General features: G+C 67.7%; 13 protein-coding genes. 7 read left to right on the top strand and 6 right to left on the bottom strand.

The window, feature by feature from the left end:
• From ABD658_RS00460 to ABD658_RS00450, 3 genes are all read right to left on the bottom strand, one after another.
• Positions 1 to 4,662 carry a DNA methyltransferase gene (locus ABD658_RS00460; protein ID WP_344743580.1) on the bottom strand — a complete coding sequence of 1,554 codons (4,662 nt, stop codon included), beginning with the start codon at positions 4,660 to 4,662 and terminating at the stop codon, positions 1 to 3.
• Positions 4,662 to 7,538 carry a helicase-related protein gene (locus ABD658_RS00455; RefSeq protein WP_344683640.1) on the bottom strand — a complete coding sequence of 959 codons (2,877 nt, stop codon included), beginning with the start codon at positions 7,536 to 7,538 and terminating at the stop codon, positions 4,662 to 4,664. The genes ABD658_RS00460 and ABD658_RS00455 overlap by 1 nt, the downstream gene beginning before the upstream one ends.
• Before the next feature lie 111 nt (positions 7,539 to 7,649).
• Positions 7,650 to 9,524 (bottom strand): DUF262 domain-containing protein, encoded by a 1,875-nt coding sequence (locus ABD658_RS00450; RefSeq protein WP_344683642.1) that lies wholly within the window; start codon positions 9,522 to 9,524, stop codon positions 7,650 to 7,652.
• 176 nt (positions 9,525 to 9,700) lie between these two features.
• Between ABD658_RS00450 and ABD658_RS00445 the strand changes: the two genes are divergently transcribed.
• The 4 genes from ABD658_RS00445 to ABD658_RS00430 all read left to right on the top strand — a co-directional run bounded on the left by ABD658_RS00445 (position 9,701) and on the right by ABD658_RS00430 (position 13,597).
• Complete coding sequence (locus tag ABD658_RS00445) at positions 9,701 to 10,273, top strand: hypothetical protein (RefSeq protein ID WP_344683644.1); 573 nt, start codon at positions 9,701 to 9,703, stop codon at positions 10,271 to 10,273.
• Positions 10,270 to 11,052 carry a hypothetical protein gene (locus ABD658_RS00440; RefSeq protein WP_344683646.1) on the top strand — a complete coding sequence of 261 codons (783 nt, stop codon included), beginning with the start codon at positions 10,270 to 10,272 and terminating at the stop codon, positions 11,050 to 11,052. Before ABD658_RS00445 ends, ABD658_RS00440 begins: the two co-directional genes overlap by 4 nt.
• Before the next feature lie 69 nt (positions 11,053 to 11,121).
• A complete protein-coding gene (locus ABD658_RS00435) occupies positions 11,122 to 11,943 on the top strand; it encodes a hypothetical protein (RefSeq protein WP_344683648.1) in 822 nt (273 codons plus the stop codon).
• A 94-nt stretch (positions 11,944 to 12,037) separates the two neighbouring features.
• On the top strand, positions 12,038 to 13,597 hold the full coding sequence (locus tag ABD658_RS00430; RefSeq protein ID WP_344683650.1) for an FAD-dependent oxidoreductase: 1,560 nt from the start codon (positions 12,038 to 12,040) through the stop codon (positions 13,595 to 13,597).
• A gap of 24 nt (positions 13,598 to 13,621) precedes the next feature.
• Here ABD658_RS00430 and ABD658_RS00425 read toward each other — a convergent pair whose 3' ends face one another.
• On the bottom strand, positions 13,622 to 14,827 hold the full coding sequence (locus ABD658_RS00425; RefSeq protein ID WP_344683652.1) for an MFS transporter: 1,206 nt from the start codon (positions 14,825 to 14,827) through the stop codon (positions 13,622 to 13,624).
• 83 nt (positions 14,828 to 14,910) lie between these two features.
• On the opposite strand from ABD658_RS00425, the gene ABD658_RS00420 reads away from it, so the two are divergent.
• From ABD658_RS00420 to ABD658_RS00410, 3 genes are all read left to right on the top strand, one after another.
• Positions 14,911 to 15,543, top strand: coding sequence for an NUDIX domain-containing protein (locus ABD658_RS00420; protein ID WP_344683654.1), 633 nt, complete (start codon positions 14,911 to 14,913; stop codon positions 15,541 to 15,543).
• A gap of 66 nt (positions 15,544 to 15,609) precedes the next feature.
• Positions 15,610 to 16,095 (top strand): helix-turn-helix domain-containing protein, encoded by a 486-nt coding sequence (locus ABD658_RS00415; protein ID WP_344683656.1) that lies wholly within the window; start codon positions 15,610 to 15,612, stop codon positions 16,093 to 16,095.
• Positions 16,096 to 16,099: 4 nt separating this feature from the next.
• Positions 16,100 to 16,666, top strand: a complete 567-nt coding sequence (locus tag ABD658_RS00410; RefSeq protein WP_344683687.1) for a PIN domain-containing protein — start codon at positions 16,100 to 16,102, stop codon at positions 16,664 to 16,666.
• On the opposite strand, the gene ABD658_RS00405 is transcribed toward ABD658_RS00410, so the two are convergent.
• Complete coding sequence (locus ABD658_RS00405; protein WP_344683658.1) at positions 16,652 to 17,923, bottom strand: glutaminase; 1,272 nt, start codon at positions 17,921 to 17,923, stop codon at positions 16,652 to 16,654. The two genes, ABD658_RS00410 and ABD658_RS00405, sit on opposite strands and share 15 nt — an antisense overlap.
• A 361-nt stretch (positions 17,924 to 18,284) precedes the next feature.
• Positions 18,285 to 20,543 (bottom strand): polyribonucleotide nucleotidyltransferase, encoded by a 2,259-nt coding sequence (locus ABD658_RS00400; protein WP_344683660.1) that lies wholly within the window; start codon positions 20,541 to 20,543, stop codon positions 18,285 to 18,287.
• Between the last annotated feature and the right edge of the window lie 173 nt (positions 20,544 to 20,716).

Here is a 20,716-nt window from a genome sequence, read left to right as displayed (position 1 = left end):
TCACACCTCCGTCGCCAGGATCTGGCCGTCTCGTTCGAGCATGGCGGAGAACCGTGCATAGGCCTCCCGCATGTCCTCTTCGCGGTCGAACGTGCGGAAGGGGAACTCGAAGGTGTACTCCACTGCGGACTGCGGGTGCGTCCAGCGCAGGTCCTCTGCCGCCATGCCGTCTTTGCCGCCCTTGCGGTAGAGCTTGGCCATCTCCTGGGGCACCTTGCGGCCGTTGGCGTCATAAAGATCGGTCTGTTCGTAGCCGCGCAGCACCGGGAACTGGGTGCGGTAGATGGTGCACAGCTCGTCCGCGGTGAGGGCGAGGCTCAGTGCGGCCAGGGCGTCCAGCTCGACCAGCAGCTGACGCCGTTCGGCCGCCACGCGGGCAGGCGACTCCGGCGTCCAGGGCGTGTCCATGACCTCGTTCCAGAGCGGCGCGTACGCCTCGGTGAGGCAAACGAGGCGGGCGACGTTGCGACGCAGTATCTCGTGAACCGCCGTACCTCGAATAGCTGGCAGACGATCAACGAATGACACATGCAGGTTGGCGATTCCCGTCACCTTGACGAGGAAATCAATCGGGAGCGACGACCACATCCCTGAAACGTCTAGGAGGGTTGCTACATCAGTCCCACCCGCGGCGAATGAGATATGAGTGGTTCCCGGTGGTATGACGGCCGTATGCATCGTCCGGTTCCCTGTCGTCGACGCCATCTGCCTCCAGATCAGCCGGTAGTGGTCACGGACCGGGGTCTTCGTCCCATTGGGCATCTCCCAGGTGCCGTAGTCGGCGTCGTAGTCGACCTCCCCGGAGCGGTTGGGTTGGTAGCTGGTGCGGGGGATGAAGTCCGCCGGCAGCGCCTCGAGGTCCAACTCGGTCCAGTCGAGGTTGTTCTTCATCGTGGGGTTCGGCTGCTTCGCGAACGGCGTGGCCACTGTGAAGTGCGGGCCCTGGAGGATGACGTCCTTCCAGGAGCCATTCACCCGCGACCCCACCTCGAAGTAGCCCTTCCGCCGATCGATCGACTCGTCCCAGCCGCGCGAGTACTGCATGCCCAGCTCCCGGACCCGAGGGGCGTGGCTGAGCTTCTCCAGTACGCTCATGCTGGCCCTGTTGACGGGATATACCATGCGGGCGTGCCACGGCGAGGTCCCCGGCTCATCCAGGATCTGTGCCCAGACGTTGAGCGTCTCCAGGGTCACCTCAATGAAGCGCTCCGGATGCGGACGCGTGTCCCACCGGCCCTCGCTGTCCTTGAGACCCGGCACTTCGGTGCCGCCCTCATGGCTGAAGGACCGCTCGACGGTGTCCGGGTGGTACAGAGAGGCCGCCATCTGGAACCGCGGCCGTTCTTGACTCGTCCCATAGACATGGACCCCGTAGCTGACGTGATGGTCGATCTCAAACAAGGACAACTCGTTGATGAACTGCCAGTGACGCCTGAGCCGCCGGTACGTCTCGCCCCGCAGATGCTGGGCCTTCTTCTCCGTGAAATGCGATTCCGGGTGGATCAGCGACACCGCACCCCGCGCGGAGACATGCCGCCACGTCTGGACCATGAAGGCGCGATACAGATCCGGCTGCAGGCCCTTCAACACCGCGAACCGCGACGTCGCACCGAGCACGTCGGCCAGCACTGCCGTGGGAACTGCGTCGTCGATGAACTGACGTCTGCGGCTCTCCTGCTCCAACGTTGCCGCACGCTTCTCCCGCACCTGCACCTGAGTGGGCTTTTCGGCCAACTGCCACCACGGGTCGTGCTCAGCCAGGAGTGCCTTCTCATCCGAGCGGGGCCGCACCCAGGGCGGATTTCCGACCTGCAGGTCGAAGCCACCGCGGCCGAAGACCGGGGCGAACTCGAGCTCCCAGTGGAAGAAGCCCTGTTCCTCGGCGAGGCGGTCGCAGACCCTCAGCCAGGGGTGCCTCTCCTCCACCCGTTGCGGGGACGCCGCCGTGGCCAGCCCGAGGTCCAGCTCCTCGAAAGCGTTGAGCTCCTGCCAGTCGGCCGCTCCCAGGAAGGTCCGCTGGCCGACGGTCTGAGACTCCTTCCCCTGCACACCCAAGAGGCCTTCGAGCGCGTCCAGCCACTGGTCCACTGTAGGCGGCTGGACGGCATCTTCCGTGAGCGGCCAGAACCATAGGGCGTTCCAGGCGTCCATGACCCGTTTCAGCCGCCGGTAGGCGCCGGCCGGGTCGGCGAGCGCCTGCTCGATCTCCTCCCTGGTGACCTGAGTGTCTTCCGGGGTGCGCTCGTGCGGCCAGTAGTCGATGAACCGCCGGGCCTGGGACTCGGCGATCTGCAGCCGCCGCAGCGCGATGCCCGACAGGGTCTCCACTCGAGAGGCCAGTCCCTGCAGGCGCCTCACCTGCGGACCGGTGAGCGCCTTCCGGGTGCTGCGGGCCCAGGCTTTGAGCTCCTTCTGCCGGTCGCCGGCCAGGTCCTTGACCTCCTTGGCGTCCGCGGCGGCACCCCACCCTTCCCCAGGGAGCAGGAAGTGATGGATCCGGCCCGAGACCGCCGGGTCCCGGCGGTCCTCCGCCAGGGCCTCCACCAGGCCGGTGAGCGTATGCGGCTGAGGCTCCTCGGAGAGATGCTTCTTCGCCTTGACCTGCTGCGCGGAATAGGTGGCCCGGCGCGCGCCGATCAGCGAATTGCCGCGCTTCAGACGCAGCCCGAACCACGGGGCCTGCAAGCCTGGCTGCATGGTGTCCAGCCACAGGGACACCTCGGCCAGCTCGACGGCGGTCTCGTTGAGGTCCACTCCATGGACCTGGTGCAGGGCGATCTGCGCCTTGACCCGTTGCAGCTCCTGCGGATACTGCTCGGCAGGGATCTCCCGGTCCAGCTCCTTCTGCTTCCGCGTCAGATACTCCTCGGCCAGCTGACGCACCGCTTCGATGGCGAACGCCCCGGAACCCAGGGCCGGCTCACAGACGGAGAGCCGCAGGATCTCGTCAGCCGGGGTGTCCTCATCCAGCAGCTCCTCCAGCGCCTGGGAGACCACGAAGCGGGTCAACACCTCCGGGGTGTAGTAGGAGGCCGACTGCTGGCGCTCCCGCCCGGCCAGCCGAAAGACGAAGCTGCCCTGCCGATGCAGGACCGGTTCCTTCAGCCCGGTCTCCTCGTCCACGCGGGTCACGAAGTGCTTCGGCTCGATGTCCTCCGCGCGGTCCAGGGGCACCACCCAGGAGCCCTTCTCCGCGTCACCGTTCTTGGTGACCTCCCGCAGGTCCTCCTGCGCGATGAACCCGGTATAGGACATCAGGCCCTCATAGACCGCGCCCAGCTGGTTGATGCCCAGGTTGGCGTAGGAGATGAAGCCACGCTCCCCGGTGCGGCCGGCGCGGCTGAGCAGCAGCCGCTGCAGCACCTGCTGCAGCTCCAGATTGCTCAGCCCGACCTCATCGATCAGCGCCGTCGCCCGGGGGTCGAACAGGTCGGCCCTCAACGGTTCGAAGCGCAACCCCTCATCGGTCTCCAGGCCCTCCTCATCGTGGCCCGAGGCGTGCCGTTCGCGGGCGCGCGCGCCGTCGTCGTCGGCATCCACCGTCCGCCGCTGGGAGGGGTGGTCCCCGTTGACGAGCTGGAAGAGCAGGTGCAGGGACTCATACAGGTGCACGCCACGCTGGGCGCGCTGGGTGGGGAGGTCCGTGATCGCCAGCTCCCGGAGCCGCTCCAGCCCGTAGCCGGCGTCATACTCTCCCATGCCCTTGGGCAGCACGCCCAGCTCCGGGGAGGCCTCTGCATAGAGCAGGAACAGGATCCGGTACAGGAACCGCAGCGACTGGCGGGCCAGATCCTGACCGTCCACGTCATGGACAGGCAGGCCCTGCTCCCGGCGACGGTCCAGGACATCATTGGCGATGATCTCGATGGACTCCCGGATGCCGTCCCGCAGGTCCTGCGAGACGCCGACGGCGTGCTGACGGGACTCGTCCAGCCGGGCGTCCCACCAGATGGCACCGTCCGCGTCCGGCAGCAGGGACTCCCGGCCGAAGATTGCCAGGAACCGGTCCACCTCACCGTACTTGCGGGTCTCCTGGCGGTCCGCGATCAGCTGCACATCGGCGGCCAGATACCGGCCCTCCGGCCAGCGCTCCCGCTCCGTGAGGTACAGGTGCTGGCCGGCGCACACCACGATGTACTTCGGGGACGGATCCGCCAGATACAGCTCCGAGAGCAGCTTGGCCACCGGCTGCCCGGCCCGCGGCCTGCCGTCCACAGAGTTGGCCCCCAGCAGCGGTGTCTCGCTCAGCCCAGACTCTGTGCTGGCCGCCGGTGCGGCATCCAACCACAGGACCTCAGAGGAGCCTCCGAGCCGAACCCCGGAGACCACCAGGTCCGAGCTGCCGCGCTCCAGGGTCAGCTCCTCCCGGTCCCCGGGCAGGCCGAGGATGTCCCGCAGGAGCGTACCGGCCCGCAGCGCCGTTGACTCCTGAGCCACCGGGTCCGCGCCGGACTCGGTGAGGCCCACCAGGATGTCCAGCAGCTCGCCGCGGGCCCGGGTGAACCGGGACAGCACAGTGCTGCGGCCCTCCTTGGCCTCCCGGTCCCAGGACTTCCGCAGGGTCTCCACCTGCTTCTGGAACGTGGTGCCCTTCCCCTCCGCGGTGAAGAAGTGCTCGCTGATCCAGTCCTCCACCAGGACGATCGACTCATACGAAGGCATCAGACCTCCTCCTGCTCACGGACTGACAGCACCTGCACCGGGGTCTCCCGCGGAGTGATCACCAGCAGCGGACGCACCAGATGCTGGTCCGGACGCATGTCCTCCGCCACGCGCCGCTCCTCCTCGACCCGTTCCCGCCGCTTCTGCACCTCGGCCCGCTGGATCAGCGCACCCGACTCCTGTGTCCACCGCTCGGCACGGGCCATCCAGCCCTCCAGCCGGTGCAGGGCATCCTCGGCCAGCGCGCTGCGCATGGTCTTCAGGTGCCGCTCCGCGTTCTCCACTGCCGCCGGCAGCTGATCCTGCAGCGGGGCGGTGTCCACCGGGCCCGGGTTCGGCGCACCGGCGTGGAAGCCGACCTCGGCGAAGAATTCCGCGAGATCCGGGATCGGGGTGGAGAATCCGTGCGTCACGCTCAGGAACGTGCGGTTGAGCACCTGGCCCCGCCGGTTGGTGATGGTGCCCAGGATCAGGAAGGTCGGATCCTCCACCTCTCCGCGCACGGCCAGCACTTCATTGCGGCTGATCGAGGCCAGCGCCCGGTCACTGGCCCAGTCCAGCACCGGGTGCAGCGGACCCAGGAAATGAGCGGCAGGCCAGTGGGAGTCCTCGGAGGCGCGTGCCGCAGTCAAGGACCGCTCCCCCGCCTGCGGGGTCGTGGCCAACTGCAGCTTCTCGGTGACCCGGCGCTCCTTCAGGTAGTCCTGCGGCAGATGCCGCAGCCGGCGTCGCAGATCTGCCGGCGGCGTCAAGGAGGCGATGCTGTACCGGGGGTCCACCTCCCAGTCCACCTTCTGGCGGGGATCCCCGAAGGCCTCCACCAGCGCCTCTTCCAGGAACTCCAGCTCCGAGCCGTAGAGACGCACCGGGGGCTCCACCGTCACCGGGAAACGCCCGGCGGTGACACCCGGGGCGGCGTCGTCATCTGTGCCGGCACCGCCGGCGGCGTCTGCGGCGCCATCAGCACCGGCGAGCAGCGCCTCCAGGGAGTCCAACGTCAGGGCGCCCGCATCCGGGACAACCTCATCCAGCTCCTGGTGTGAGGCCAGGGCGTCCCGGATGGCCCGCTCCTCCGCCTCCACCGAGTTCTTCCCCATCAGCGAGGCGACATCGCTGAACAGCCGGTGGGCCTCGTGCTCCTTCTTGATCAAGGAGGTGAAGACCCGCACGTCCCCGGCGAAATGCTCATCACTGGGCTCCAACATCAGGGTGGTGATCTGCGGGGAATGCTTCTGCCCGAACCTGTCGATACGACCGTTGCGCTGCTCGATGCGGATCAGGCTCCAGGGGATGTCGAAATGGATCAGGTGATGGCACTCCGCATGCAGGTTCACCCCTTCCGAGGCGACATCCCCGGTGACCAGGACCCGCAGCTCCGACTGCCCGCGCTTGAACTGCTCGACGATCTCCTGCTGCTCCACATCCGAGAGCCCGCCGTGGAGCAGTCCGATGTTCTGCGGCCTCAGCCCCAGCGCCTTCGGCAGCTCCTGCTGCAGATGCGTCAACGTGGCCACCCGCTCGGCGAACACCACCGCCCGGGTGGGCTGACCGCGGCCCACACCGATCCCCTTCAGATGCTCCACCAGAGCCTGGAACTTCGCCGAGGCGCCCTGCTCGGCCTCCCGGGCGAGCCGCAGCAGCCGCTCCAGCGCCTCCCGCTCCGTGGGACCTGCCTGCCGTGCCGGCTTCAGCCGCTCCGAGATCGTCTCGATCAGAGCGGCCGGGCTCGAGAGGAACGCCTTGGCCAACGTCCAGCCGAACAGGCGATTGCTGGAGGGGCCGCCGTCGTCGCTGTAGAGCCACGTCCGGGAGAGCTCCCGAGCCACGGCGTCCTCCGCCGGGCTGGCCGGGACCAGCAGGTTCTGCGGCTCCGCCCGCTCCGCCCAGTCGGCGCCCACCTCCTGGGCCACCTCTGTGCTGTACCGGTGGCGCCGCACGATCAGCTGTCGGGCGGCCTCCTCATCGATCTCGCCCTCCGGGCTGACCACCGTGGGATCCAGCAGCCGCAGCAGCTCCGCGAAGGACTCCATGCGCCCGTTGTGCGGGGTGGCGCTGGCCAGGACCAGCGCATCGGTGCGCGGGGCGAGCAGGCGGGCCAGCTCATTGTTCAGCGTGCCGGTGTTGGTGAGGTTGTGGGACTCGTCGATGACCACCGCATCCCAGCGGCGCTTCTTCAGGTGCTCCCGGTATCGAGGCGTCTTCAGCGTGTCCAGGGAGATGATGGCCCGCTTGAAGTAGGTGAACGGATTGCGGGTGGCCGGGATGGTCTGCCGGACCCGTTGGATGCCCACCGAGTCCAGCCGGACGAACGGCAGCGCGAACCTGCACCACAGCTCATGCTGCATCTGCTCCAGGACGTGACGCGGCGTGACCACCAGGATGTTCTCGCCCCGGCCGCGGGCCACCAGCTCCGAGAGGATCATCCCGATCTCCAGGGTCTTGCCCAGCCCCACCGCGTCCGCGATCAGGATGCGCGGCCTCACATGGCTGGGATCCAGCGCCTTGGCGACCGCCATGTGCTGGTAGGTCAGCGGACGGGACAGCATGCTGGTGCTCACCGTCAGGCTGCTGCTGGTGGCCGGCACCGGCGTCTTGCGCAGGGTGGTCTCCAGGAACAGGCGGGCCCGACGGTAGGTGGCCGAATCGTCCGCCGTGACCCGGGCTCGGCGGGGATCCACCACGGTGATGTCATCCAGCTCGGAGTAGAACGCAGCCTCGGTGTCTCGGACCAGCTCGCTGAGCCCCTGGACTCGCACCATGAGGCCCGAGCTGGTCGCCGCCGTCTGGGTGACCACCCAGTCCTCATCTCGAACCCGGACGACCGAGCCGGGGGCGACCTTGAGCTCCTGCTGGGGCGCTGCCGCTTGCACTGTCACGCTGTGGTCCTCACACTGCTCCGTTGACCTGGAGATACTGATTCACCGTACTGCGCCGGGAATGGATGCCATGAAATCTGTGTCGGGTCAATGCTGATTAGAAGGGGCACGTCAGACAAACTCCCCCACCCGCTCCGGCGACCACACCCGGTCCACCAGCTTCTCCACCAGCTCCCGGCGCTCCAGCTGCTCTGCCCGGCCGAAGCTCTCATACGGCCGGAAGTTCAGCTCGCTGCGGGCCACGAACCCGGTGAACTGCGGCTGATGGGTGTAGGCCGACTCCGTCAGGCTCGCCGCGTAGAGGTTCTGCTTCGCATAGTGCGGAGCCTTCACCTCGAACGGTTGGTCCTGGTAGCTGCGGTTCACGTCCGCCGGCAGCAGCACCAGACCGGCCACGTGGTCGCGGGCGTCGAGGAACTCCTGCTCCGAGTCGAACTGGTCCGCGTACTGGGCGACATCGTGGGGCCAGATGTGCTCGATGTCCCAGGGGTTGCGCTGGGACCGGTCCACCAGGTGCGGGAACGGGTCTGGGCGGCCCGACTCCTTCTCCACATAGGCCGTGAGCCGTGCCAGCAGGTGGTAGATGTACCGGCGGCTGAACTGGTTGACACGCAGCTCGGAGATCCCACGCCGCCCCTTCCGCGCGCTGCCGGCGAAGGACACCTCCTCGGCATCCTGCGCCAGCTTTCTCTGGAGCGTGTCGACCAGTTCCGGCAGAGAGAGGCCCCGGATCTCCTGACAGAGCAGGAACATCGCATAGGAGACGCTCGAGTAGTTCACCATGATGTAGTTCGCGGCCCGACGCATCAGCCAGATGTCCAGGTAGGTGGCGGTGGCGCCGATCTTCCGCCGCACGGTCTCGTCGTCGTCATGGGTGCCCAGCGATGCCAACAGGACAGTGGGCTGCCAGGTGAACTGATTGTGCGCGTTGTAGTACACCGCCTCCAGCCCGGGGGTATAGGTGGCACCCGCATCCAGGATGAGCTGGTAGGCCCGGCTGAAGAACGGCACCTCTTCGGTGATCATCCGCAGATTCCGCTCTCCCGTACCTACTCCCAGGCGAGCCGCATGGTCCCGCACCCACCGGTGGAACGTGGTGCCGATGAGCTCCCAGTCCTGGTCCCGCGCCCCAGACTTCCGCTCGCGGATCGTCTCCGCGTACTGGGCCCGCAGCCAGGCCTTGATGAATGAGGCGTCCCGTTCAGGGTTCGGCTCCTCACCCCAGGAGATCAGCTCATGAATGGTCCTCTTCCACTGCTGATTCGCGTGGGCGCGGCGGTCTGCGTCGTCGATCGCGCCCAGCAAATAGGCCTTGAGCATGTCCACCGGGCTCAACGGGCGACCACGATCATTCATGGTCTCGAAGATCGCGTAGGCGTGACGGTCAGTGTCCGTCGAGATCTCGATCAGCCCGACATTGCCCAACAGCCAGTAGATGAACGGCTCGAGTGCGTCTCCGAGATCCTCTTCCAGGTCCAGCGCCTCGATGTCCCGATACCGGGCCACCAGGGTCTGGATGGACTCGTCCTTCCCATCGGGGTCGAACTCCTCCCCATGAAAGAGCGCACGCAGCGCCGGCAGACGCTCGGTGATGTCCAGGTTGAACTTCTCGTCCCCGTAGTCATCCGAATAGATCAGCGGCTCGATGGACGAGGCCACCCGCAGGCCCTGCTCCCGGGCGGTCCGGAACAGGTGGATGAGCAACAGCGTCAGCGAGGTGACCCGTTGCTGGCCGTCCACCAAGTAACTCCTGGTGCCGCGCTGGGTGACGATGATCGATCCGAGAAAGTACTCCCCGTAGGCCGACGCGTCCTTCGGGGTGTCCCCAGGACGGTAGTTCGCCTCGAAGGTGGTCTGCAGGTCCGTCACCAGCTCCTCAATGTTGGCCTGCCCCCACTTGTACTCCCGCTGGTACTCATCGATGGAGAACGAGCGCGACTGCAGAAGCTGCCGGACCGTGCGGTAATGCGGGGTGATGCTGCTCATGCACTTCCTTCCTGGACATTCCCTGAAATCGTATCCCGGACCTACGACAGGTCGCCATCAGCTTTACCAAAATACGAGGCGCTCGAACACACTTTCGATTCTCCAAGAACTTGGCAAGAAATGTCAGAGGTCCTCCGTAGTGTCTTGAGCACATCACTCGCATTGCAGGAGGAGACATGAAGACATATCCGGATACCCATGACGACGAGGTCTTCGACATGGTTGGCGACGCGGACCACGCCGCGCCGAAACTCCGATCGACCGGCGCCCCGAGCGTGAAGATCATCCGCACGCTCTGGCTGACCGTGATCGGAGTCAGCATGGTCGCGGTCTTCGTGACCGCTGCCGGAGCGGCCCTGCAGGGAGGCTCCGAGCAGTGGTCTGAGGAGGTCTCCGCGGCGGACCTGCGCCAGCGGCTCAACGAGGACAGCGCCACCGGGGCACCCCAACAGTCGGTGGTCAACGGCTGGCACACCACCGACCTGCTGGAGATCCAGATCGAGCAGGCTGCAGATCATCTCGCCCTGACCCAGGGGCTGGTCAGTCTCGCGCTGCTGATCGGACTCGGACTGCTCGGAGACCGGGCGCTCAGCCTCTGGGACCGACCCAGCGCCTCCGGTGCCACACCGTCGTCGCCAGCTGAACCGGCCGACGTCGGGGGCTCCACCGCCCCGGCCAGCGGCCTGCGGTACGGGCCGATCGTGGGTCCAGCTGGGTCAGCGGCTCAGGATGAGGGGCACCACCGATGACGATCGAACCACGGCCTGACCCTTCTGAAGACTTCGAGGTCTCCGCGGCTTTCATCGTGCCGTTTCCCGTGCTGATGATCCTCCTGATGATCCTCATCGGAGAGTTCATCGGCTTCGGGGGCGCCTTCGGCGTCTTCATCGCCCTGATCGCCTCAGCGGTGATCTCAGCCATCTGCTCGATCTTCCTCGCAGCGTTCTTCACCAATCTCGCCGGGACTCAGACCAACGATCCCCCTCCCCTGGCCCCCAGCGAGACGCCGTCGTCATCCAGCCATACATCCGAGCGAACTGCCTCGCGTCCAAAAGTCGAGGGGCCTCCCCCGTCCCAGTCCCAGCCCTCGCCGAACGTCGCGGGCACGTCGACGCCCACTTCCCATCCGAACAACGCCTCAGGAACTTGGCGCGCCCACCTTTGCCGTCACGAGCCGGAGGTGGAGCGGGAACTGCGCAACATCGAGCTCATGATCCGCGAACGCCCGGAGTTCACCGGCATCCAGCAGGAGAAGGTCCTCGACGCCGTCGCCCGCTTCAGCCAGCACCACCGCCACCAACAGCACATCCTCGAGGACACCTCCCACCCGGATCACGCGATGGTCACCCGAGAGATGGGCCGCTACCGCCGCACCGTGGTCAAGCTGCTGCAGCTCAGGCAGGACGAACTCGCCACCGGCGCCTACGGGGGCTTCGACTACCGGGAGGACCTGCGCGCCGCCGAAGGGATGGTCGAGGTCCTGCAGGACGAGTTCGAACAGCTCCGGCGCGACGCCGAAAGCCCCTGACACCTGCACCTGCACCTGCACCTGCACCTGCACCTGCACCACCCGCTCACATCTACTGAGGAGACACCCATGACCACGCACCGATACGCACCCGCCGCAATCATCGCCCTGCTGGCGCTGACCGGCTGCGGCGCCGGAGACTCGCCCACCGTCACCGAGGCTCCGCCTGAGACCATCGAGCCTGCTGCCGCCGACGACTCCACAGAGGAGGCTGAGCCGGAGGATGACCCAGACCTGCCGAGCGAGGATCAGCTGCACGAGTTCGTCGAGGCCATCGCGGCCAGCACGCCCAGCGCCCTGCGGGACGCCGCCGACCTGGTGGTGCCGCACTCACCAGCTGCTGACTACCTGACCTACTTCACGCACCTGCAGGAGGCGAACATCGACGCCGGATTCACAGAAGAACGCGGTGAGACCGGCGACGTGAAGGACGGTTACGAAGCCTGCGCCACCTACGACGGCGAGACCAGCTGCACGGCCTATACCGAGTTCACCGGACAGGACGGCCAGATCTACAGTTTCCTCATCGAGGGCCGGAAGATCGAGGACCGGTTGATCGTCGGTTCCGGGGAGTCCGTCGAGACCCTGGGCGGCTCCACCGTGGAGTTCATCGCCGCCTACCTAAACGCGAACGACACCCACCTGCTGGTGGCCCACGAGCTGCACACCGGCGACGCACGCCTGCAGATGCCGTTGGCCAGCTACCGCGGCCCTTCAGGGCGCCAGTCCCAGTCCGACGGCGATTGGGACGCCTGGAACCTGGCACCGGACTCAATGAGCCACTACGTCGCCTCGTTCCCCGGTGCCGAGCTCGGCGGGGAGCTGCACCTGGAGGTCTTCGACGAGGATGGGTGGGATTCGGACACGGTGGTGCTGCCGACGTCGGGGTGACACCAACTGGGGCTTTCCCCGGCCATGACCCGGGGGTTGGCGCGTGGACGGCCCCCGCCGTCCACCCTGGACTGACCGACTCCGCCGCACCAGGATGGGCACCAGGTCACCGCATCCGGCCCTGCCCCTCACCACCGCGGAGGACACCATGCGCTCCCACTGGCTCGACGCCTCCCCCGCCATCCGCACCTCCGGTTCGAAAGGCCCGTACGAGTGGCATGACGTCGTCGTCGCAGGGGCCGGGCTGACCGGGCTGACCACTGCGGTGCTGCTGGCTCGGGCCGGCAAGGACGTCGCCGTGTTGGAGGCGCGCAGCGTCGGGGCGCTGGCCACCGGGAACACCACCGGCAAGATCTCCCTGCTGCAGGGCAACGTGCTCTCCCGCATCCGCGAGCACCAGTCGGATGAGATGCTGCGTGCCTATGTGGAGGCCAACCAGGAGGGCCAGGCCTGGCTGCTGCGTCACCTGGACGAGCATGACGTCCCCTATCAGCGCCGGGACGCCTACACGCTGGCCACCACCGACGACGGCGTGGCCGCCCTCCGTGCGGAGCTCACCGCCGCGCAGGCCGCCGGGCTCGACGTCGGCTGGGCCCAACCCACAGACCTGCCCTTCGACATCACCGGGGCGATCCGGTTGGCCGACCAGGCGCAGATCAACCCCATGGACGTGCTGCAGGTCCTGGCCGAGGAGCTGCTGGACCGCAACGGGCTCATCGTGGAGGGAGTCCGTGTCACCGGACTCGGCCCCCGTCAGCAGGAATACCTGACCGTGGAGACCAGCGCCGGAGAGGTCCACACCTACCACCTGGTGCTCGCCACCGGCGTGCCGGTGCTGGACCGCGGCGGGCATTTCGCCACCCTCTCCGCCCACCGGTCCTACGCCGCCACCTACCGGCTTCCCGCCGGCCTCGCGCCCCCGCACGGCATGCATCTGAGCATCGACGCTCCGGACCGCACGCTGCGCGGCGTACCCACCGCCGACGGCGAGGAGCTTCTGCTGGTCGGCGGCAACGACCACCTCGTGGGCCGCCCGGACTCACACGCCGCCGCCGTCGATGACCTGGATGCCTGGGTGCAGCAGCACTACCCCGGCGCACGGCGAACCCACACGTGGTCCGCGCAGGACTACCGCAGCATCCACCAGATTCCCCTGGTCGGTGCCCTGCCGCACAGTGAGGAGAGGATCCTCTCCGCCACCGGCTACGCCAAATGGGGCATGACCAACGCGGTGGCCGCAGCCCTGGCCATCACTGCCCAGATCCACGACCACACGCCCCGCTGGGCGGAGACCCTGAACGCGCACACCACCAGTGCCGCCGACGTCGCCACCGGCATCAAGGACAACGTGCTGGTGGGTGCGCAGCTGGCCACCGGGTGGGCCTCCGCCGAGCTGACCTCCCTGCCGCATGAGGCGCCGTTGGAGGGCGAGGGCGTCGTGGGACAGCGGCACGGCCGTCCGTTGGGGGTCTCCACCGTGGACGGCACCACCTGCGCAGTCTCCGCGGTGTGCCCGCATATGGGCGGGATCCTGCGCTGGAACGACGCCGAGCTCTCCTGGGACTGCCCGTTGCACGCCTCCCGCTTCGCCCCCGACGGCACCCGCCTGGAGGGCCCGGCGCTGCATGACCTCTCCCGGCCCCGCGAGGAATGAGACCACCTCCCGCGGAGGCGCCCGCTACCGGATGAGGTGATCGGTGCAGCGGATATGGAGCGCGCGCAGGACCGCGACGACGACGGCGGCCCCGGCCAGCACCACCAACGGAAGCGACGGGCCCCAAGCGGGGCCGAGAGCCTCCAGCAGCACCGGCAGCCCGAAGCCGAGATAGGTGAAGGTGTAGTACACCCCGATGACCAAGCCCCGTGACGCCGGCGGAACCAATCTGTCGACGTCGACGAGCCCTTCCCGCAGACACAGCCCATAGGCCGCGCCCAACAGGAGGATCCCGCCGAGGAACAGCCATACCGACGGCGCCTGACCGCCCACGGCGACCAGGACGAACCCCGCTGCCGCCAGCAGCGCGCCGGCCACACCGGCGAACGGCCCCCAGCATTGTCGCCGGGCCATCACCTGCACACCCAACCCCGTGGAGAACGCCAACGCCGCCGCAGCCCCGGGCAGCAGCATGCGCAGCTCCTCGGAGGCCGGCAGCCGAGCCGGCAGCACCACGAACGCCACAGTGGCGCAGGAGAACACCCACAGCGCCATCGGCAGCGCCGCTGCCAGCGCCCTGAACCCTCCACGCTGCGGCCCCGGGGCAGACCGGGGCTTCTCCCCCGGCCCAGCTCCCGGCCCAGAACCAGGACTCGGCGCGGTGGCGCCCTTGCCGGCGCGCAACGCCGCAGCCACGGCAAGAAGTGACAGCGCCGCCGTCGTCGCATACGGCACCGTCAACCGCCCGGCACCTGGCAGCACCGCGGCGAACGCCCCGGTGATCACCGGCCCGGCGGCGAAACCGCAGGTCAGGATCAGCCCGGCCAGGGCCGCACCGGGTGTACCGCGCAGACCCGCCGCCCACGCGGTTCCCGCGCTCACCGCCAGGCCCACCCCGACGCCGACGATGAGCCGGCCGGTGAGGATGAACGGCTCGGTGAATCCGAAGATCATCACCACGTTGCCCACCGCTGCGGTGAGGCTGCCGGTGAGGACCACCGGCCGCGGCCCGAACCGATCGGCGAGACCACCGCCGCCCAACAGCCCGGGCAGCAGACCCACCGCATAGACACCGAAAGCCGAGTTCACCGCCACCGCAGAGAGCGGGCCCTCCACGCGCAGCACCGGCAGCATCGAGGCGAAGTGATTCGCGGCCCAGCCCGCGCTGAACAGCAGCAGGGCCACGGCCCAGAAGGGTGCGCCCGGTGCGCCGCGCTGCGCCTGTGTCATCTGCTCCGCCTCTCGTGCTTGCTGTGCACAACATACAAGCAGATGGGCACCGGAGATTCGCGGGCCAGAGTTAGGCTGGCCCCATGGCGCTCCACGACACCCCTGCCCAGCACCCGGTCGACTCCTCCCGCCTCCACCATGACGCGCGCCTGTTCGCCCTGGTGGAGGACGAGTTCCGCTTCGGCGAGCACCAGCAGACCCTGCACCGCGCATACCTGAAGCACCTGGGCGCAGTGGCTGTCCTGCCGGTGGACGAGCAGGACCGGGTGCTGCTGATCCGCCAGTACCGGCACCCGGTGCGCATGCACCTGTGGGAGGTGCCCGCCGGGCTCCTCGACGTCGACGGCGAACCCATGCTGGAGACCGCCCAGCGGGAGCTCCTCGAAGAGGCCGATCTGCGCGCCGAGACCTGGCACACCCTGGTGGACTTCTACTCCAGCCCCGGTGCCTCCAGCGAAGCGATCCGCGTCTATCTGGCCGAGGGACTCAGCGAGGTGCCCGAGGCCGACCGGCACACCCGAGACGGCGAGGAGGCCGAGATCGTGCCCACCTGGGTGCCCCTGGATGAGGCGGTCGCGGCCGTACTGTCCGGGCAGATCCACAACCCCTCCGCCGTCGTCGCCCTGCTGGCGCTGCACGCCGTACGTACCGGCGGAGGACAGCTCCGAGACGCCCGCGCACCCTGGGAGGATCAGCCCCGAGGCATCGCGCCGTAGCCGCCGCTCAGCCCATCGCTGAGCCCACGCCTTTCGAATATTTCGGATAGTGCGTAGAATTGATTCATGACGACACCTACCCGTGATCGGGTCACCGCAACACCCGACCCTGTCCACGCAGATGAAATCCGAGAGCTGGCTCGCCTGTTGCGGCACAATCCCCCTGCGATCGAGCGCCAGGCTCCCTGTCTCATCTCGCCCACAGGAGAGCGACAGGAGATCCCCGCCGAGGTGTATCGCATGTTGACCCATATCGTGGACGCCTTGTCCCGAGGCCAGGGAGTGTCCGTCGTTCCCACGAACGCCCAGCTGACAACGCAACAGGCAGCCGACCACCTCGGCGTCTCACGCCCGACGTTGGTGAAGCTCCTCGAACATGGCGACATCCCCTTCACCAAGGTCGGCCGCCACCGCCGAGTGACGCTGGAAGACCTCATCACGTACGAGGAGACCTCTCGTCACCGTCGACGCCAGGCGCTTGAGGCACTCACCGCCGAGTCAGTTGCTGACGGGACCTACTTCTCCACGCCTGACTCCACCTCTACGCGGTGATGGCATGGCGTTTGCCGTAGTGATCGACGCCTGCGTACTCATCCCCATGACCACCACGGACCTCCTGCTTCGCATGGCCGATGCGCGCCACTTCCGCATCCTCTGGTCCGCGGACATCCTCGACGAAGTCGAACGCAACCTGGTCTCACGGCTGAACCTCACCCCTGAGTCCGCGCGAAGACGGGTATCAACCATGCAGGATCACTTTCCGGATGCGATGATCAATGACTATGTCGGGCTCATACCTTCCATGACGAACGACGAGAAGGACCGGCAGGTCCTCGCGGCAGCGGTCCGGGCCAACGCAGAAGTCATCGTCACGTCGAACAGGAAAGATCTTCCCCGCACATCGACCGCACCCTATGAGATAGAGGTCCTCACACCTGACGACTTCCTGCTGGATCAGCTGGACCTCCACCCTCAGGAGATTCTGGAGATCACCGATCGTATCGTCACGGACATGCGCCACCCATCCCTGACGTGGAAGGAATACGCTGACCTGCTCCACGACAAGGCAGCCCTCCCCCTTTTCGCCTCCGAACTGCGACGACTCCGCTCAGCCCATCGCTGAGCCCAGCCGCTCCGGGCTCCAGCGTTCGATCCCCCGGCCGCGACTGTCGGTGAAGTCCTCGATGGTGGACTCCGGGTCCACGATCACAATGCGGTGCCCCTCGTCCAGCAGCTTCGCGGCCATCTCCGAGGAGGTCCTCCGGGCCACCGGAAGCACCTCGTCGACCCGACTCATGTCGAACACGACCACATCGGTGGACGGCGGGGTCTGGATGAGCTCATGGACCAGCGCCTCGATGCTGCTGAGCACCAGGTCCCCCTGCAGCACGTAGATGGTCGCCGGCTGGTCCTCCAGGGTGACGCGCAGGGTCTCCCGCAGGGCCGACCGCGCCGGTCGACTCGCCTCCATCAGATGCAGGCCGAGGTCATCAGAGAGTCGCTGCATCATCTCCACGCCACGCACGCTGTTGCCGTGGCCGTCCAGCCGTGGGGAGAAGACCGCCACGCCCACCTGCCCCGGCAGCACCCCGATGATGCCGCCGGCCACTCCGGACTTGGCCGGGATGCCCACGCTGGTCAGCCAGTCCCCGGCGGCGTCGTACATCCCACAGGTGGCCATCACACTAAGCAGCTGCCGGGTGCTCTCCCGGCACAGCAGCCGCTCCCCCGTGCGCGGCTGGATACCGCCGTTGGCCAGCGTCGCCGCCATGAGCGCCAGGTCCGAGACCGTCACGGAGGCAGCGCACTGCCGGATGTACCCGGTCACCGACTCCTGCGGATCCCCGGCCAGCTGTCCGGCCGCATGCAGCAGATACGCCAGGCCCAGATTCCGATCCGCGGTGGCCAGCTCAGAGTCCGCCACGGCCTGGTCGAGCTGGACCTCCCGGCCGGTCAGCCGCCCGAAGAAGTCCAGGACCCTGCCCAGGGCCGGCTCATGCTCAGAACCGATCAGCGCGTGGGTGGCGATGGCCCCGGCATTGATCATCGGGTTCCGCGGCCTGCCCGTCTCCGGGTCCAGGGAAAGCTCGTTGAAGGCCTCCCCGCTGGGCTCCACTCCGATCTTCTCGCGGATCCCGTCCAGACCGTGGTCCTCGATGGCCAGCGCGTAGGCGAACGGCTTGGACATGGACTGGATGCTGAAGTGGTGCTCAGCATCCCCGCTGGCATAGACGGTGCCGTTGACCGTGCACAGAGCCACAGCCACCGTGTCCGGATCGGCGGCGGCCAGCTCCGGGATGTAATCGGCCGGCGCACCGCCCACGATGTGGTCGGTCTCGGCGATCAGGGTGTCCAGGTAGTCCAGGATCGGAGAACGCATGAGCTTCCTCTCGCGCAGTACGACGACGGCGGGCCGCTTCGGTCCGCAGGTGAGAGCCCGTTCAGAGCACCCCGTTCATCATCAGCCCGACCAACACCCCTGAGCAACCCCACCGAGTGACTCCACCGAGTGGCCATGAATCCCGGCATCTGACCTCTGACACGCCGCGAAGAGACCCGAGATACCGGCGTTTGTGACCACTCGATGCCGGAGCCCCCGCCCGGCACCCAGCATCGCCCAGACACGACGACGGCCGGTGGCCGCTCCCCGTGAGGGGAACGGCCACCGGCCGTCGACTGGGCTGACCCGCAGGTCAGCGCGGTGCTGGCGTCAGCTGGGAGCTGGCGTCAGACCAGCGGAATCACTCGGCGTCGACCAGGACCTGGTTGACCGACTGCTTGTCGTTGCCGTCGGCGTCCTCGTCCACCACCGGGGCAAGGGACAGCTTGCCGCGGTCGTCGATCTTGGTGATCTCGACCTGCAGCTTCTGGCCCACACCCACGACGTCCTCGACGTCGTCGACGCGCTTGCCATCGTTGAGCTTGCGCAGCTCGGAGATGTGCAGCAGCCCGTCCTTGCCGGGGGTCAGCGAGATGAACGCACCGAAGGTGGTCAGCTTGACCACGGTGCCCAGGTAGCGCTCACCGATCTCCGGGACCTGCGGGTTGGCGATCGCGTTGATCGCGCTGCGCGCGGCCTCGGCGGCCTCCCCGTTGGTGGCGCCGATCAGCACGGTGCCGTCGTCCTCGATGGAGATGTCCGTGCCGGTGTCCTCCTGGATCTGGTTGATCATCTTGCCCTTCGGGCCGATGACCTCACCGATCTTGTCCACCGGCACCATCACGGAGATGATCCGCGGAGCGAACTCCGACATCTCGTCCGGAGCGTCGATGGCGGCGTTGATGACGCCCAGGATGTGCAGACGAGCCTCGCGGGCCTGTTTCAGGGCCGCACCCAGCACGGAGGCGGGGATGCCGTCGAGCTTGGTGTCCAGCTGGATCGCGGTGACGAACTCCTCGGTGCCGGCGACCTTGAAGTCCATGTCGCCGAAGGCGTCCTCGACGCCGAGGATGTCGGTCAGCGCGGCGTAGCGGGTCTCGCCGTCGACCTCGTCGGAGACCAGACCCATGGCGATGCCGGCCACCGGGGCCTTCAGCGGCACACCGGCGTTGAGCAGGGACAGCGTCGAGGCGCAGACCGAGCCCATGGAGGTGGAGCCGTTGGAGCCCAGCGCCTCGGACACCTGGCGGATCGCGTAGGGGAACTCCTCGCGCGACGGCAGCACCGGGACCAGCGCGCGCTCGGCGAGCGCACCGTGGCCGATCTCGCGGCGCTTCGGGGAGCCCACGCGACCGGTCTCACCGGTGGAGTAGGGCGGGAAGTTGTAGTTGTGCATGTAGCGCTTCTTGGTCTCCGGCGACAGGCTGTCGATGGACTGCTCCATCTTCAGCATGTTCAGCGTGGTGACACCCATGATCTGGGTCTCGCCGCGCTCGAAGATCGCCGAGCCGTGCACGCGCGGCAGCACCTCGACCTCGGCGGTCAGCTGGCGGATGTCCGTCAGCCCACGGCCGTCGATGCGGACCTGGTCGCGCAGGATGCGCTGGCGGATGACCTGCTTGGTCACCGCGCCGAAGGCCTTGCCGACCTCGCCGCCGCGACCCTCGAACTGCTGGCCCTCGCCGGCCAGCTTCTCGACCAGCTCGGCCTTCAGCTCGGCGTCGGCGGTCTCGCGGGCCTGCTTGTCCGCGATCTGGTAGATGCTGGTGAGCTTCTCCTCGGCGGCGGCCTTCACGGCCTCGAGGACGTCGTCCTCGTAGTCCAGGAAGAACGGCACCTCGACCGGCTCCTTGGTCGCGCGGGAGGCCAGGTCGGCCTGGGCCTCGCACAGGACCTTGATGAACGGCTTGGCCGCCTCGAGACCCTCGGCGACGATCTCCTCGGTGGGGGCGGTCTTGCCCTGCTCCTTGATGAGCTTCCAGGAGTTGTCGCTGGCCTCGGCCTCGACCATCATCACGGCGATGTCGTCACCGACCACACGGCCGGCCACGACCATGTCGAACACAGCGTTCTCCAGCTGCGAGTGCTTCGGGAACGCCACCCACTGGGCGCCCTCAGAGTCGTGGATCAGCGCCACACGCACGCCGCCGATCGGACCGGAGAACGGCAGACCGGAGAGCTGGGTGGAGGCGGAGGCGGCGTTGATGGCCACCACGTCGTAGAGGTCGTCCGGGTTGATGGACAGGATGGTCTCCACGACCTGGACCTCGTTGCGGATGCCCTTCTTGAAGGCCGGACGCAGCGGACGGTCGATCAGGCGGCAGGCCAGGATCGCGTCCGTGGTGGGGCGGCCCTCACGGCGGAAGAACGAGCCGGGGATGCGCCCAGCGGCGTACATGCGCTCCTCGACGTCCACCGTCAGGGGGAAGAAGTCGAAGCCTTCGCGCGGGGACCTGCCCACCGTGGTGGCGGACAGGATGGTGGTCTCCTCGTCGAGGGTGACCAGGACCGACCCGGCGGCCTGCTTGGCCAGCCGTCCGGTCTCGAACTCGATGGTGCGGGTGCCGAATCGACCGTTGTCGATCACGGCCTCGGCATAGTGAACCTCGGGACCCTGCATGGCAGGTGTCTCCTCTCTGTTGTCGAACAGACAGGCACGGTCGCCGGTGGGAGGAGGTGGATCAGGCCATATGACGGCCATCGATCGAAGCCCACGGGCCGCCTGCGCATCACGCGCGGCTCCCGGAGGCCACTACCGAGGACCGGAGCACATGGGGTCCAGCTCGGCACCGG

The organism is Nesterenkonia aethiopica, from assembly GCF_039534665.1.
GTDB classification, from domain to species: Bacteria; Actinomycetota; Actinomycetes; order Actinomycetales; family Micrococcaceae; genus Nesterenkonia; species Nesterenkonia aethiopica.
The sequence above is the reverse complement of the archived record's forward strand: the minus strand, read 5'-3'. Positions and strand labels throughout refer to the sequence as shown.